11 protein-coding genes are annotated in these 14,501 nt (G+C 31.9%); 2 read left to right on the top strand and 9 right to left on the bottom strand.

All coding sequences use genetic code 11. From position 1 onward, the window contains the following. Positions 1 to 513: 513 nt before the first annotated feature. The 5 genes from ATE84_RS08460 to ATE84_RS08435 all read right to left on the bottom strand — a co-directional run bounded on the left by ATE84_RS08460 (position 514) and on the right by ATE84_RS08435 (position 6,083). Positions 514 to 1,527, bottom strand: coding sequence for a DUF5700 domain-containing putative Zn-dependent protease (locus ATE84_RS08460; RefSeq protein ID WP_101447551.1), 1,014 nt, complete (start codon positions 1,525 to 1,527; stop codon positions 514 to 516). Between the two features lie 217 nt (positions 1,528 to 1,744). Next, positions 1,745 to 2,407 carry a suppressor of fused domain protein gene (locus ATE84_RS08455; RefSeq protein ID WP_101447550.1) on the bottom strand — a complete coding sequence of 221 codons (663 nt, stop codon included), beginning with the start codon at positions 2,405 to 2,407 and terminating at the stop codon, positions 1,745 to 1,747. 133 nt (positions 2,408 to 2,540) lie between these two features. Further along, the gene (locus ATE84_RS08450) at positions 2,541 to 3,425 is read right to left on the bottom strand and encodes an RDD family protein (RefSeq protein ID WP_101447549.1); all 885 of its coding nucleotides are present in this window, start codon (positions 3,423 to 3,425) and stop codon (positions 2,541 to 2,543) included. Positions 3,426 to 4,105: 680 nt separating this feature from the next. Beyond that, complete coding sequence (locus tag ATE84_RS08440) at positions 4,106 to 4,795, bottom strand: class I SAM-dependent methyltransferase (RefSeq protein ID WP_255412051.1); 690 nt, start codon at positions 4,793 to 4,795, stop codon at positions 4,106 to 4,108. A 451-nt stretch (positions 4,796 to 5,246) separates the two neighbouring features. Then, positions 5,247 to 6,083 (bottom strand): LytTR family DNA-binding domain-containing protein, encoded by an 837-nt coding sequence (locus ATE84_RS08435; protein WP_101447546.1) that lies wholly within the window; start codon positions 6,081 to 6,083, stop codon positions 5,247 to 5,249. Between the two features lie 159 nt (positions 6,084 to 6,242). Between ATE84_RS08435 and ATE84_RS08430 the strand changes: the two genes are divergently transcribed. Next, on the top strand, positions 6,243 to 7,682 hold the full coding sequence (locus ATE84_RS08430; RefSeq protein ID WP_158237209.1) for an MBL fold metallo-hydrolase: 1,440 nt from the start codon (positions 6,243 to 6,245) through the stop codon (positions 7,680 to 7,682). Positions 7,683 to 8,001: 319 nt separating this feature from the next. Beyond that, a complete protein-coding gene (locus ATE84_RS08425; RefSeq protein ID WP_101447544.1) occupies positions 8,002 to 9,057 on the top strand; it encodes an IS110 family transposase in 1,056 nt (351 codons plus the stop codon). A 425-nt stretch (positions 9,058 to 9,482) separates the two neighbouring features. Here the strand turns inward: ATE84_RS08425 and ATE84_RS08420 are convergent, their stop codons facing one another. The 4 genes from ATE84_RS08420 to ATE84_RS08405 all read right to left on the bottom strand — a co-directional run bounded on the left by ATE84_RS08420 (position 9,483) and on the right by ATE84_RS08405 (position 14,462). After that, a complete protein-coding gene (locus ATE84_RS08420; RefSeq protein ID WP_101447543.1) occupies positions 9,483 to 10,433 on the bottom strand; it encodes an MBL fold metallo-hydrolase in 951 nt (316 codons plus the stop codon). 47 nt (positions 10,434 to 10,480) lie between these two features. Beyond that, positions 10,481 to 11,017 carry a hypothetical protein gene (locus tag ATE84_RS08415; protein WP_101447542.1) on the bottom strand — a complete coding sequence of 179 codons (537 nt, stop codon included), beginning with the start codon at positions 11,015 to 11,017 and terminating at the stop codon, positions 10,481 to 10,483. Between the two features lie 181 nt (positions 11,018 to 11,198). Continuing rightward, positions 11,199 to 12,362 (bottom strand): hypothetical protein, encoded by a 1,164-nt coding sequence (locus ATE84_RS08410; RefSeq protein WP_101447541.1) that lies wholly within the window; start codon positions 12,360 to 12,362, stop codon positions 11,199 to 11,201. A gap of 54 nt (positions 12,363 to 12,416) precedes the next feature. Further along, positions 12,417 to 14,462, bottom strand: coding sequence for a serine hydrolase (locus ATE84_RS08405; RefSeq protein WP_101447540.1), 2,046 nt, complete (start codon positions 14,460 to 14,462; stop codon positions 12,417 to 12,419). Positions 14,463 to 14,501: the final 39 nt, after the last annotated feature.

Here is a 14,501-nt window from a genome sequence, read left to right as displayed (position 1 = left end):
TTTATAGACTATATAAAGCTCCTCACTTATTTTAATATGTATCTGAAAGTTTCGCATTCTTAAGGCAAATATATAATAGTATTACTATTATATTAGAGAGTTTAACTATAATTTATAATAGTTTAACAACAATCTCGTATTACAAGCTTCTATTAAAAACAGGGTATATCCCATAATTACAACCTTTGCAAGTAAAAGACCACACTATTTGTGTGGTCTTTTACTTATAGTGACCTTCAACTTGAAGATTACTTCTCTACTAACAAGTTTCCTGTAGGTGATTCTATCAGCAAGTTCCAGATGATAGTCATCATCGTTTTTCTGAATCCCTTGATTGGCATTCTCTGATGGTCAACCCAGTTGATATCCATCGTTCTGCAAAGGCACAGTTTTAGAAAACCAATAAGATCGATGTTCGATTATTATGTAGAAAATTAAAATAATAAAATTTCGTGTTTTTAACTTAAGTCTCAGGAAAAGGCTTTACATAGAATACGGTGTTGGCAATTGCTTTTATTTAGAACTTTTATTACTTTTCAAGAATTCATCAAATGCTATTTTGCTTTCATTTGTTAAATATTTTTCTGCTAACAGAATTATGGCATCTGGTCCTTTGTTCACCCATTTTACAAGATTCTTATCATTCCCTTTCGCTTCTAACGCAAGCCATACCGCAACTGGCAAAGCACCCCATTTTTTTTTCATAGAACCTCTAGACAGGTTTGCATGCAAATTGTTTTCTTCTTCACTTGTAAGGTTTGATTGGGTACATACTTTAATGATTCTCTCCGTAAATTTTGGATATAAATTTTCGAAAGTTTTTTTTGATGTCAATGATAAGGAATCTCCTATAGGAAACCATTTAGTTGACATCGAACGATACATCCCAAAGCCTTCCGTTACACATTCCCACAAAATCTGATCTTTGAATGTATCGAGTTTTAAGTTATTTTCTTTTGCCCATTCTTTGTGAAGTAAATGTGTGAATTCGTGTGCAAATATACGGTCAATTCGATTGTCATTAACAGATTTTTTTGCAGAACCGTATGCTTTGTGCAATGCATTTACATCGAGACAAATAGTTTTATTTTTATAGGTAAAAGCATCATCTCCACCTTGATACCCCAAAAGGACAGAAATGGTATCTTTAAGTCTGATATTCTGAAAAGGTACTTTTAGTGAGTCTCTAAATGCATTCCATTTACTTGTTTTGGATTCAATTAAGTTTATCCAATCTTGTTCTTCCTTTGTTAATTGTTTAACCACATTTGATAGAGAATCAAGTTTAGAAGCACTCTTCCTACTTCCTAATACATTTTTCCATTCATTAGATATCCGATTGGAATTAACACCTAGTTTAACCTTTATAATTCGGGTGTCTTCAATTTTATTGATCGAAGAGCTCTTTTTTACTTTTATACTTGATCGAATTATGTTTTTTGGATGCGTTTCTTTTTTTGAGTTTGAGTTACAACTCATTAATAAAACTGAAATAAGAGTAAGGAAATAAATACTTAAGTTTTTCATTTGATTTATTGATTTTGAATATAAGTGTTATAAAACTTATGTATGTTACATATCCCTTGTGGTTTCTTTGACGAATTATAGTCTTACAGAAGGTTATTTGTTCCTTATCTTTCAAGCATTAATTTAGAAATATTATCATAAATTATTGCTAACGTTTCGCACCTCTGCATTCCCCAGGGCGCATATACATTATACAAATTATCGTGTATTGCCTTTTTTATATTAAAGGTTCTCTATCCAAATCGCTATATGGGTAAACTCCTTTTTCTTTCAATAATTTGAATAGTTCATCGCTTCCGTTTTCTCTTGCATAATCCATTTCGCTTCTAAAAACTTGTAGACAAAGCAGTAAGTGGTGCTCTCGATTCCCTATTTTAAATTTCTTTCCGTCAGGCTCATATAAGTCTAAGACCAAACAAGTATTTTCTTCATTTTCTCCATTTGGCACTTCAATCGTTTCTTTTGGATTAAGAACCGCCTGTGATGAGTACATCCCAATAGAAGTTAAAAATCCACAAGCTTGTCTTTCTATCAGATTGAATGGTGTTTGAATTTCTTCACTTGTATTATAATTGTGCCTGGTGAAAGCGACTAATTCATAGGTTCCTATTCGATTTTTCAACGGTCCGTTTCCATCTGGGTCTAATAATTCCATTGTTGCGAATCCAGTTCCTTTTATATGGTTTGGAAAATAATACATATCAACTGCTCCACCTACAGCAAAAGGAATAATAGCATGTCCAACCAGATTATGCATTTCCCCAAGAATGTCTTCAAGTCCTTTGGATTTTAATTCATAGTCCTTTTCATGTTCTTCTTCGGTATATTCTTTTTCAGTTGGCGTTTCTTTTTTGCCAAACAATCTTTTAAAAAAACTCATATTTTAAATTCAGTTCGACTCAAAGTTACACACAACGTTTAATATAAAAAGTAGTAAGGGATTAAAACGTACTTACTTTTCGGTTTGGCGCTTAACCCTTATTATTTTTATACTGTTTTATGTGCTGTCCTTTTTACTCTTTCTTTCTCCAATCAAGCGATAATGTTCTAGTATGTATACTTCTTGGTTGTTGATAGATATATTTTATTTGTCCAACAAAAGTTCCTTCTGGAAATTTAGTTAAGAGCAGTGGTACGGTTGCTGATTTGATTTGTTCATAATTATCGTCATTCTCTAAATAATTTTCTTTAAGTCTTAGGATGACAGAAACGTATTTTAAATCTTTGTTCTGCTCTATTTGGTCATAAATTAGGACGTCTGAAGTTAAGTGTTCACTTAAACTATCTTTGAAAATTTGCTCCGTTTCGTTTGCTGTTTGTTCGTTTAATGAACTTTCAATATAAGTTACTTGATTACTTTTTAATTTTGATTTTAGACTTTCAAAAGGAAGCATTAATAGAAACATAATTCCGTAAGCGAGTATGAGTGCAAGTCCAATTTGTCCAAAGTTACTTTTCGGTTGTTCAAGCTCAGGGTCAAACGGAACAACTTTAGTTCCAGCAACCATATCTCCAATTCTTCTACTTGGATTTGCTAAGGTTACAATTACTTCTATAGGCCAAATGACACAAAATATATCTCTAATAAAGCATCTAATTGGCGAAGCAACATTTCCACTTAAGTTTTCAACTACTTGAAGTTTTAAAGCTCTTTTTCCAATGCTACGTCCGTTTATACAGTCTTTGCAGAAATAAATTGCAAGTCCAATTAGTCCAACATAACTTAAACCACCAAAAATATCAATATTTGACTGTTCGTGAGTTACTTCAAAAGCGGTTGAAAATCTAGAAACCATTCCAGGAATAAAAAAAATCATTGCGATAAATGTCATTGCAATATGGTCAAGAACCATTGAGCCAATTCTTGTTCCTGCATTAGTTTTTAGTTCTATTGTCATATTCTGTTCTTGCCTGTTTTTAGTTACACACAACGTCTATTGTATAAAACGTAGCGTGTAAAAAGACGCTGACTTTTCGGTTAAACACAGAGTCGAATTTTTATCTTTTGTTTTTACTTTTTTATTTTAAAAGCCATACTTTGACAAGCTCGGCACAAGCTTTAAAAATTTGGGAGTCTTTGTAAATAAGCGCAAACCTTTCGATTTGCACTTATTAGCTATGTTTTATAGGACACGGTGTTGTGTAGTCGTTTATGATTTATCTTCCTTTGGCGCGTTTACTTTTTGATAAATCGATGCAAACCAAAAGATTCCAAAACTGCATAGTAAAGTTCCCAAACCAGCAAAAAAAATACCTATCGTAGCTAAATGTTCCATTTTATTATTAATTAAATTAGTTTAAATATCTATTTTCAAAATTCCGCTTTTTTTTGAGGCCTACAATTTTTTTTATTCTGAATTGTTGAATTTTGGCGACAAGTTGTAAAATGATACACAACGGTTTTGTATATGAAAAGTGCGTCTTTTTGGGAGACGGTTTTTTCAGCCGTGATTTGTTTTAAAAGTAGAGAAGAACTCAAAGATAGCCAAATCTTAAGCATTTTTATATATTCTGTTGTGCTTAGTTTTTCAATTTAATACTGCGTCTAGATAAACCTGTTGGAGTAAGCAGAGGCTTATCATTTTCTTAACACATAATGATAATAAACCACCTTACCATTACTCAATTCCTTATGGATGTTCGACCCCTTAACTCCTGCAAAATCATTCAACGGCTTTTTTAACCAACCCTTTACCATATTTTGAAAGAATTCTAACTTGAATTCGTGAAATGCATCCATTGCATTGACCACTTCCTTCGAGATCAATTCCTTTTTAAGCACTTCAAATCCTGCATCATTGAAAATCTTATCAAGTTCTTCGATCTTTTCTGAGGGACGTAAGTCTGCAAACAAAAAATACCCGCCAGGACGAAGCACTCTGTTAACTTGCTCCACAAACTTTTTCATGGACCCGTAGCAATGTGACGATTCTACATTTACAATCGCATCTACACTTTCATTCCCCAACGATAAGTTCTCCGCATCACCATGAATAAAGGTTAATCCTTCTACCGAATGATGTTTATTGCTGAATTTGATTGCGTTTTTAGAGTAATCAATTCCAATCATCGTCTTTGGTTTAAGGTATCGTTTGATGTACGACGAACCTCCTCCACGTCCACTACCAACTTCTAATACGTCTTTATCCACAAGGTCTACAGCTGTTGCCACATGGTGGTATAGCTGAATCATATACCGGTCACGCTCTTCCTCCTCTTTCAGTGGGATTCCAATAGGTTCATTGCAAGATTCGTATCCATAGTTCATATAAATCCACTCCTCTGTTGGATACTTCTTTGACAGATACTCATATAGTTTTTTCCAGACCGCTCGCTTCAGTCGTGGAGAAATTTTAAGAAAGAAAGAAAAAATATTAGTAAGCATAGGTTAGCAAAAAGTATTAACAATATATTGAAATTAAACGTACTAAGTTAGAAATATTTTATATCAAAGTAGCTACAAAAAGGGTTATCCATCATGGTAAATGACAACGTTGTTGTATAAGATTAGTTGCGTGTTTCAAGCACTAAAATTAGTAAATAAACACAGATAGAAAGTCCGCGAGAACTTTTGTAAATAAGCTAAAATTAGCAATTAATTTTATACGGTGTTGGCATTAGTTTTTTATTTTCTCTATAAATTGATTAACTTCTTTCAGGTTGCTATTCTTGAGTTTATAGGAAAAAAAATAGCTTTTATTCTAATATTTTAGATAGGGTTAATACAGGTCAATCCGTTTTTTTAAATTCTTTATTAAATCTTTTAATTCAACAATACGCTTTCTAGTAGCAACCAACTCTTTTTTATTAATTAAAGTAACGATGTATTTTTCGTTCTCCCATCTAGAATAACTCTCTACTGCTTCTACATTTACTATAACGGTTCTATTAATTCTAAAGAAGTGTGCTTTATCTAGCATTTTTTCTATATCTGATAAGTTATAGTTAATTTTATATGATACATCAGCCGAATTCACATAATAGTACCTTTCAATTTTTTCAAAATAAACAATTTCATTTACTGTTATTGGCATTTTACCTAGTGGCCCTTCTACATCAATTTTTTGAATTAAAGGGTTTTTAACAAATTTTAAATGACTTAAAAATATTATTCCATGAACACCAACAAATGCAACAACCATAGCTTTATAGAAAATACTAAAAGGATCTATCTCTTCTATAGATTTATTAAACCATGCAAATATATAGGCAATAAGCAAATAACTTAAAAAAGCAATAACCGAAGAAAGAACTAGTTTTAATTCAAACAACAACCATTCTTTTATTTTTGTAGGGAATGAAGTTATTTTAAAATACCTACTTGCAATTTTAAATGATTCAAATACAAAAACTAATAATAATATTGACCAGATAGAGTTTCCTAAAAACTGAGCAAACACAAATTCTTTACTACACAAAGGAATATTATTCCAAAAAGAGGTGACTATAGCTTTATGACTACAAGAATTAATAAATTCAGGAAGTAACAAAATAGAATAACAACCTAAAATGTATATAGGATTTCTTAAAATTGAGTGTTGAATTTTTTTTTGCATTTTCTTAACACGTATTTCAGTACAATAACTCCTTGTTTGAAGGCATTACAGGTGTTTGGCTAAAATAATTAAATATATCTGATTCTATATTTGCAGTGATAGTTAACGTAATGCTAAAGTTACTATACATAAATTAATCATTAAAAAAGAATGAAAAAAATGAGAACAAGCAAACTAATACGTGTAAATATTCTTGCACTTTTAATTTTAACATCTTTATCATCCTGTGGTCAAAAAATTACTTCAGACAACATTATTGATATGTTAAACGAAAAATACAAGTTTACAACAGGTCTAAAAAAATATACAGTGACTTATAAGTTCACGGGATTAAACCCTTATCAAAGTCATGATTATAAACATCCAGAAGCTAAAATTAATCGATTTGGTATCTATACAATAGATGTTGATAAGGAAAAAAAAGAATATTTCACTCATGATAAAAGTCAATTCCCAGGGAATTTTATTTTTGAATTCAAACATTTTCAAAATAGCAAAAAAGCTGTTTCATACGATGTAAATGGTGTTATTAGAGGAAAAGTACTTAAAAAATTAGATAAAAATGCCTATGAAAAACAACGTAAAAGAGCAGGTGATGTCTTAAGTTTTGAGCAGGTACACATTTTATTAACAAACCATAAAATGGGGAAACCTTTAAAAATAGAAGTTGGAAAAACGTTTGTAATACTAACACAAACAGTTAATAAAGATATAACCAATACATATACTTTTGAGTCGTCTACATTAAAACTTAAAAAATTAAAAAGTACAGAAGATGATTCTTTTGTCGAGTATAGAGATTTTGTTTCAAAAGATGGTGTTGAATATGCAGAAAAACAAGATATTTATAGATCTAATAAATTTAGTGCATCGGTTTCTATTGAGAATTTTAAAACAACGATGGGAATCCCCTCTTCAAAATTTATGGTTCCAAATGGTTATAAAATACCAGAAAAAACAGCAAAATCTGAACCTAAAATCACTAAAATAGCAAATGATATTTACATAATTAACGTGGCAAATAATAGTCGATTTATTCTTTTAAAAATTATTAAGAATGATATTATGGTTTTTGGAGCCCCTCGTAATGATGAAATTACTGAAAAAGTTGTGCACTTAATTAGTGAAAAATTTCCAATGAAAACAATCCAATCTGTATTTGTTTCTCATCCACATAACGACCATATTGGTGGCTTACCTGCTTACGCAGAAAGAGGAATAACCATACTTGCAGACGATTATACTATTGATGCAATACAAAACTTTCCCGCATTTAATAAAACAATAGAAACCTTTAAATTTGAAACACTTACAAATAAGAAAAACATTAATGGGGTTCGTTTTTATGTGTTAAAAAATAATCATAGCTTAAAGCAAAGTTTTGTCTATTTTGAAAAAGAACAACTAATTTATGAAGGTGATTTTTTAGAAATTCCAGCAGATAATTCTATTGCGACACATTTATCTGACGTTGAAAAACAGTTTATAGAATTTGTCCGTGATGAGAAATTGAAAATCAAAAGAATTGTACAGCATCATAGAAACCCAAATGTATCTGTAGCTACAATGAATGCTTATTACGAAGCAAATACAAAATAGTTTTATTCAAAGCAATTCTTGAGAATTAGAAATAAAATTTTTACTTGATAGGTGGTTCCCAAATTAATGCTTTGGATAGAGAAGGTAAATCAGAATCTTTGATTACTAATTCAAGTTTTTTATTAGGATTTTCAGGTTTTTCCATAATTAATGGCAACGGATTTGTATATGGTTAGTTGCGATTGTTTCGCAACTAATTTACCAAAAGGAAACCGAACCTTCGGATTTTCCGAGTAACACTGCCCTAAGCAATTAATTATAGCAACCATGTAAAAGCAGTATCCTAAGTTTATATAATGAATCAAACTACTAATTTATTATGAAAACAAAGGATACTACAGACTCAAAGTTATTTATTGGTATTGACGTACACAAGAGAAGTTGGAAAATTCATACAGCTACCGACCTTTTTGATGGCTCAGATTTGACGATTCCTCCCAATGCTTATGCATTACAGAAATATGTAGACAAACATTTTACAGGATATCAGGTATATTGTTGTTATGAATCTGGTTGTTGTGGTTTTAGTCATCATCGCTTATTTGAATCTTTTGGTTGGTGTTCTATGGTGGTTAACCCGGCTGATGTTCACCGGCCAGCCAAGGCACAATTTCAGAAGAGCGATAAGATCGATGCTCGATTATTATGTAGGGAGTTAAAAGATGGTCGTTTACGAGGGATTCATGTTCCAGATATTGAGCGGGAGTACTTACGATGTCTATTTCGTAGGCGTAATGATCTAGTTAAAGAACTGCGTAAGATCAAAACCCAAATCAAGATGCAACTATTGTATTTAGGAGTTGAGATTCCCAAAGAGTTAGATCAACCCCATTGGTCTCATAAATTTAGAAATTGGCTAAAGAATTTATCCTTTGATTATACCACGATGGATTATTGTTTGCAGACCCGATTAGCATCTTTTGATTTTGTAGACAAGCAACAACGAGACGTGAGTGTTAAACTACGCGCTTATTGTCGTAAACATTACAAGAAGGATTATTATTTACTAAGGAGTGTTCCAGGAGTAGGTCCTATTGTAGCATGTGGGATCATTTGTGAGTTAGGCGATTTACGAAGGTTTAAGAATTTTAAGCAGTTGGCTAGTTATGTTGGTTTGATTCCATCTGTTCACCAGAGTGGTGATAGTTTGACTACTTCTGGCCTTACTCCCAGAGCAAACAGAATTATGAGAAGTTACCTGGTAGAGGCTACTTGGGTTGCTTTACGGTTTGATCCTGTGATGCAAGCATATTACCGATCTCATAAGGGAAAAGATGTGAAAAGGATTTTAGTAAAGGTGGCCAGAAAATTACTGAGCCGTATTCATGCTATTATCAGAACAGAAACCCCCTATCAGATAGGAGTGGTAAGTTGAAAAAAATAAAAAATATAAGCCTAAAAACTCGACAATACTTTTGGCACAAAAAAGGACAACTAAACAACGTGGGTGAAGCTTTAAACCGTTATCACATTTTATAGCAAGTTGCCTTGTTTGCCAATCATAATCATAGTGATGCTGGTGGATGATTTTGTATCATACCACATATAGGATGCGGAGTTATAATGGGCTATTGTTGAAGTATTGACAACGCTTTAATGGCGTTGCCAACAATCCAACAATCTAAAATCATTAGAATGAGATAATTAAAATAATAAAATATTGTATTTTTAACCTAAGACTTGGGAAAGGGCTTTACATAGGACACGTTGTTACCCAACGTATATTTGTTTTTCATATCTCATTCATAGAAAATGAATAAACTCATTCTGAAACCAAGAAATCTTTGAAAAAATGTCTAATTACTGTAATTTATACATAAGATTAACATGTCTTTCAATTTCCGAACTAAAATCGTTATATAAGAGCTTGTATTTAAGCGTCAATTTAGCTTCAATATCTTTAAGAGTTTCATTAGGTTTTTTTCCTTTTTCATAATCAGATTTAACCTGCTTCCAAACACTTGACAATAAATCAGCATCTCGTATTACCGATTCTACATTGGTTGCTTTTCCATGACCTGTTAAGACAATGGTCGGATTTAACTTTGCTACAGTGTTAAGCATGCTAATTAAATTAGGAACATTTCCATGTCCAGTAATCATTGGCATCCAATCAGAACTTAATACATCTCCACCGATTATGATTTTTTGTTTTGGTAACCAAATTAATATATCCCCTGGGGAATGCCCATCATTAGAAAGAATAAACTCTACGTCTATCCCTCCAAAATTTCGCTTTATTCCTTGCAATAATATTACTGTAGGATACACAAGTTGAGTAGAACCAATGGTGCCTTTAGTCACTTTAGAATAAAATTCCAAAGATGGTTGTCCATGCTCTTTCATTGTTACCAATGCTTTGTTACTTGTAATAATTTCAAAAGCAGTATTTGTAAACGCGGCATTACCAAACCAATGGTCTGCATGACTATGTGAATTAATTATCCAACGAACTGGTTGGTCAGTAACCGATTTAATAGCTTTTTTTATTTTGTTACCAATTGATTCGGAAGACCCAGAATCAAAAAGTAGCACCCCTTTTTCCGTAACTACAAAGTGAACATTGGAATTCCAACCTTTGTTTTCAGGAGTAGGTAATCCTTTTGAGGGCGAAACAATGCTATACACGTTTTGAGTAATGGTGGTTACTACAAAATCAGAATTAGCATTTGCAGCGTAAGAACTGTGAGTTACTAGGACAAGCAGACTGAAAATTAGACTGATAATTTTGGTTGTATTTTTTTTATTCATTGATTTCAATTGTTTTTGTTGGGTAACGGTTTGAATAAACCCTCGTTTTAATAGGGTTTATTTTGTGTTAACAATATTTTACTTTTCATTTCTTTCGAAATTTCTTCTCGAGATTTTCCAAGATCACTGATGAACCCATGTTTAACAGCAAACATTAATTCTTTAAAAATTTCTTCTGCTATTTCGGCTAGAGGTACGGTTTCATCTATTAAATATCTTTTTGCATTGGTTTCAAAAAAAATAATAATGTTCAAAAAAGGTATTAATGTTAACTTATTAGAATCAAATTCTTTCTCTCCTCCATACTTCCCTTCATAGACCAAAAATCTATGAAACTTGTCAAGTAAGAACTTAGCAGCTTTGGTATCATTAGTTAATATATAACCTCTAAAATATTCTCTGCCAGACGTCCCATAAACTATTTTAAGTTTCTCGTCCCAATTGTTTATATCAACTTTTAATTCATCAAATTTTTCAATCTCGTCATCTTCATCACCATTACATTCTACATACCAGAAGTTAGATTTAATTCCAAAAGAGGGGTTAAATCCTTGAGCATTATAACCTTGTTGCGTCCATCCCATTTCGTAATTATTGTTAACAATGTTATATAAGTACCAAGGTAACTATATTTCTTAATATCTGGGTATATAGTTACCTTACTAACTATACATTTAGAACAGAAAAGTAATAATCTCCAACAAAAAAGCGAGACAATATTGTCTCGCTTTGGTAAATTTTGTCTTAAAAGTAACCGCGGAGGGATTAACTAAAGTTGATCCCACAAAAGTTTTTAGGAAGATTAAGATTTCCATTATTATCAAAGTAATCGTATAGGGAATCATTACTTTTCAATGCATCTCTATGAATACTTATCTGAGGAGTCAAAATATCATCAGGAGCGTTAGTGAAGTCGACAATGATTTTGTTATTATCGTTTATACTTATGTAATCAGGGATAACGTCTTCATTTTGGGTAGAACCTCCACCTCCAGAAGAATCTGTTCCCGCTTTATCCATCATAAAATCAAATTCATCAAGTTTCATAGCATTTTTTACCCGTATTCTATAAGATCTTTTTTTTGATGCATTTTTATAAAAACTATATGCTTTGGTTTTGTTTGTGGGTATTTCAATGCCTTGTTGGATTGACACTTTAATTGGTTTCCAAACACCATCTTTTTTAAATTCGAAATACAATACTGGGCCACGATATGCTGTGCAAGGAGGACTATCACAAATAATATTAGGAAGATAATGATCATTGTTTGAATTCTGAACAGATCTAGCGCATATTTTTCCCCTCCATTTTTTAATATTGTTAAAAGTAGCCGAGTAACGATATCTCTTCCCTTTTTGACACATATCATCAGAAAGGTTATTGCAGTCATTTGTAAAATTAGAATATGTAAGTGGTTTTTTGTCTAATTTTACAAATTCTGGGTTTCCTAAAAATCCTCCAGCAATAGCACTGGTAAAATTACTGTTTTTGCACGCAATCACAGGACTTGGTGTAGGGTTTTCGAACCCTTTAGTATATTTTTGAACCTGATTCCTTGCCCATCCCTGAGGCTTGGAAGAGGTTTTGCTCAGAACCTGATTCATCTGTAAAAATGCTGGAACTACATCTTCTGGTTTGGATAATGCCCAAAAAATTTCTGCTTCGGATAATTCTTTTCCTGTAATAGCAATAATGTTTTCGAGAACCGAGCAATTAGAACAATTGCTCTCTTCGAGAATAAAAACCTCATCTATATCATGTTTGAAGAATGAAATTTTATTTTCGTTTTCTAGAGTTATCGAAACATTTTGATCCTCCTCAAGAGATTGTCGTATAGTATCTTCTCTCATTACATCGGCTTTTTCACATGAAAGGAAACCAAGTATAACTAACATAAGAATAATATCTATGATTTTAATTGTTTTCATAAGTGTATGATTTTAAAAGTTAATATTTATAAAAATTACCGGTAATACATTTGTTTATTTCCACCATAGTGCTGCAAATCGATGCTTAGACCCTTCGCCATAACCAGTTATTGATTTTAGATCATAGTCTTCTTTACTGTGCTTTTCGAAAGTTTCTAAATATTTTATTGGCCCTTTACCAACAACGTACCTGTATTTCTGTTGCTGCTTTATAAAAATGGCAGTACAATAGTTTTTACCTTTATGAGTATAGGCATTTACAGATATGGGAATCATTCCTTTGTTTTCCATATCGTCTATTGTTGGTTTCAGATTTGATATAGGTAAAGAATATTTCACTTTCCAATTAGAATTTGGTATTTTCTTAAATGAGGCTGTAAATATTTCATCCTCACCATTAGAACTACATGTGATATTCATTGGGACATATCCCTCGTTTTTATAGATGTTCATTTTTTGTTTAAATACGGTAAGGGTTTTATTATGAAAAGCTTTATAGTTTTTAGTATTCGTTTTTTTCATAATAACAGAATACTTAATCTGACTTCTTTTTGTATAGGTATCAATATGTAGTGGTCGGTATCCCTGATCCCAATATTCATCATATACGCTTTGATAGGCAGAAGTTGAAAGATCGTGTCTGGACAACCATTTTTTTGTAGTAGGTTTAAAAATGGCATTGACATATGTTTTTCCGTTAACAGTGTAAAAATCTGCCCACACTACTGCAGAGCCATTTTTATCCATTACCCTTAAAATCCTGTAGTATTCGGCCTCTGGAATACCATGTCTATTTAGATGTATAGGTTTTCCTCTGGTTGCCTCATAAAAGGCATCAAAAACTATATCCTTTATAACTTTATTAGTGATATCCGTTTCTTTATCATTGATGTTTTTCAATATGGTACTATTAACCATAATGATAGCATAATAATCATTTGGAAGTATTGTAAACACAGCTCTATATTGATCTTCAGCTCCATTATGAGAAGGGTAATAGTTTGTACTATCTGCAAATTTATCATCAAAAAGCTGTCCCGAAAATACGATCATATTATCACGGGTTTGTTCTGTGTCGTCTACATAAAGTGAATTTCTGGTAACGGAACCAAAAAATGTATTGGTATGGTAAAAGGTTCTAACAAAATTGGCATAATCCTGTGCAGAAACCATCCAACCTCCTTGCGCATGTGCATGTGAATTATCGATAACTCCTGACGAACCATTTGCCTGATAATTTTTAGCATATTTCATATTATTTGTTGGCTTATAAATAGGTTTCATTTTGGGTGTTACTTTGCTAAAAATATGTTCTCTTATATATTTTTCATAAAGCACTGCATACTCTTTTATCATCTTTTGAGAATGCTTTTTGGGATCATTGATGTGATTATAAGTATTCTGAATATTCTTTACTTTTTGTGGATAGGCTAACGAGGGAATTAACCACACTAAGAGCCCTATATTTGTGTTTTCATACTTTCTTTTAACCCCAACATTTGATTCTTTAAAACCGTAAGACATATTTAAGTAATGGTAAAACCCTTTTTCATAGGCAAGTCCAATTTGCCCTACTTTTTCTATTGTCTCTTTGTTTTTACTGATTCCTGATTTGTGAGTGAGCAGGTTCCGGTAAGAAATTTTTTCAATCCCAGTACCTATAAATTTAGTTTTCCATCGATCAGGAAGTTGGTGAATCATTTTCATATCTAATTGTTCTTGTACCGTTTTAGAAGAATGAATATGACGGCTAAAAATATTTAGCAAGGCTACGGCAGATATGGTTTTAAAAACAGAACCTATTCCTGAGGCAACATCCGTTTTCATAGATAAATTTCCATCTCCTGGCATTTTTGCCCAGCCGCCAGATACTTTGGTTTGAATCCCTTTCTTATTGCCTACAACTAGAGAATATCCTTTTACTTTATTGAATAATTTCTGATGAATTACTTCCTTAAATAAAGCGTCATTGAATACAAAAGGCACTGTTTCAATCTCTTTTGTATCATTATCAAGACACTTGATGGTTTCTGTATTATATGCATTGGCAAATGTGATACATCTGCATAATAGCATTAGTATTAGAGTTATTTTTTTCATTTTATTATATTCTTAAAAGTTCTGATTTAACGAAACTGA

This window comes from Aquimarina sp. MAR_2010_214 (assembly GCF_002846555.1).
GTDB lineage: Bacteria > Bacteroidota > Bacteroidia > Flavobacteriales > Flavobacteriaceae > Aquimarina.
Note: the sequence above shows the minus strand (reverse complement) of the source record. Positions and strands in the feature narration are given on the sequence as shown.

What these genes read in the sequence shown, in the direction of transcription:
- ATE84_RS08460 (WP_101447551.1), bottom strand. Translation starts at nt 1,527, where the DNA reads ATGAAAAACTTAAGTATTTATTTCCTTACTCTTATTTCAGTTTTATTA.
- ATE84_RS08455 (WP_101447550.1), bottom strand. Translation starts at nt 2,407, where the DNA reads ATGAGTTTTTTTAAAAGATTGTTTGGCAAAAAAGAAACGCCAACTGAA.
- ATE84_RS08450 (WP_101447549.1), bottom strand. Translation starts at nt 3,425, where the DNA reads ATGACAATAGAACTAAAAACTAATGCAGGAACAAGAATTGGCTCAATG.
- ATE84_RS08440 (WP_255412051.1), bottom strand. Translation starts at nt 4,795, where the DNA reads ATGAACTATGGATACGAATCTTGCAATGAACCTATTGGAATCCCACTG.
- ATE84_RS08435 (WP_101447546.1), bottom strand. Translation starts at nt 6,083, where the DNA reads ATGCAAAAAAAAATTCAACACTCAATTTTAAGAAATCCTATATACATT.
- ATE84_RS08430 (WP_158237209.1), top strand. Translation starts at nt 6,243, where the DNA reads ATGAGAACAAGCAAACTAATACGTGTAAATATTCTTGCACTTTTAATT.
- ATE84_RS08425 (WP_101447544.1), top strand. Translation starts at nt 8,002, where the DNA reads ATGAAAACAAAGGATACTACAGACTCAAAGTTATTTATTGGTATTGAC.
- ATE84_RS08420 (WP_101447543.1), bottom strand. Translation starts at nt 10,433, where the DNA reads ATGAATAAAAAAAATACAACCAAAATTATCAGTCTAATTTTCAGTCTG.
- ATE84_RS08415 (WP_101447542.1), bottom strand. Translation starts at nt 11,017, where the DNA reads ATGGGATGGACGCAACAAGGTTATAATGCTCAAGGATTTAACCCCTCT.
- ATE84_RS08410 (WP_101447541.1), bottom strand. Translation starts at nt 12,362, where the DNA reads ATGAAAACAATTAAAATCATAGATATTATTCTTATGTTAGTTATACTT.
- ATE84_RS08405 (WP_101447540.1), bottom strand. Translation starts at nt 14,462, where the DNA reads ATGAAAAAAATAACTCTAATACTAATGCTATTATGCAGATGTATCACA.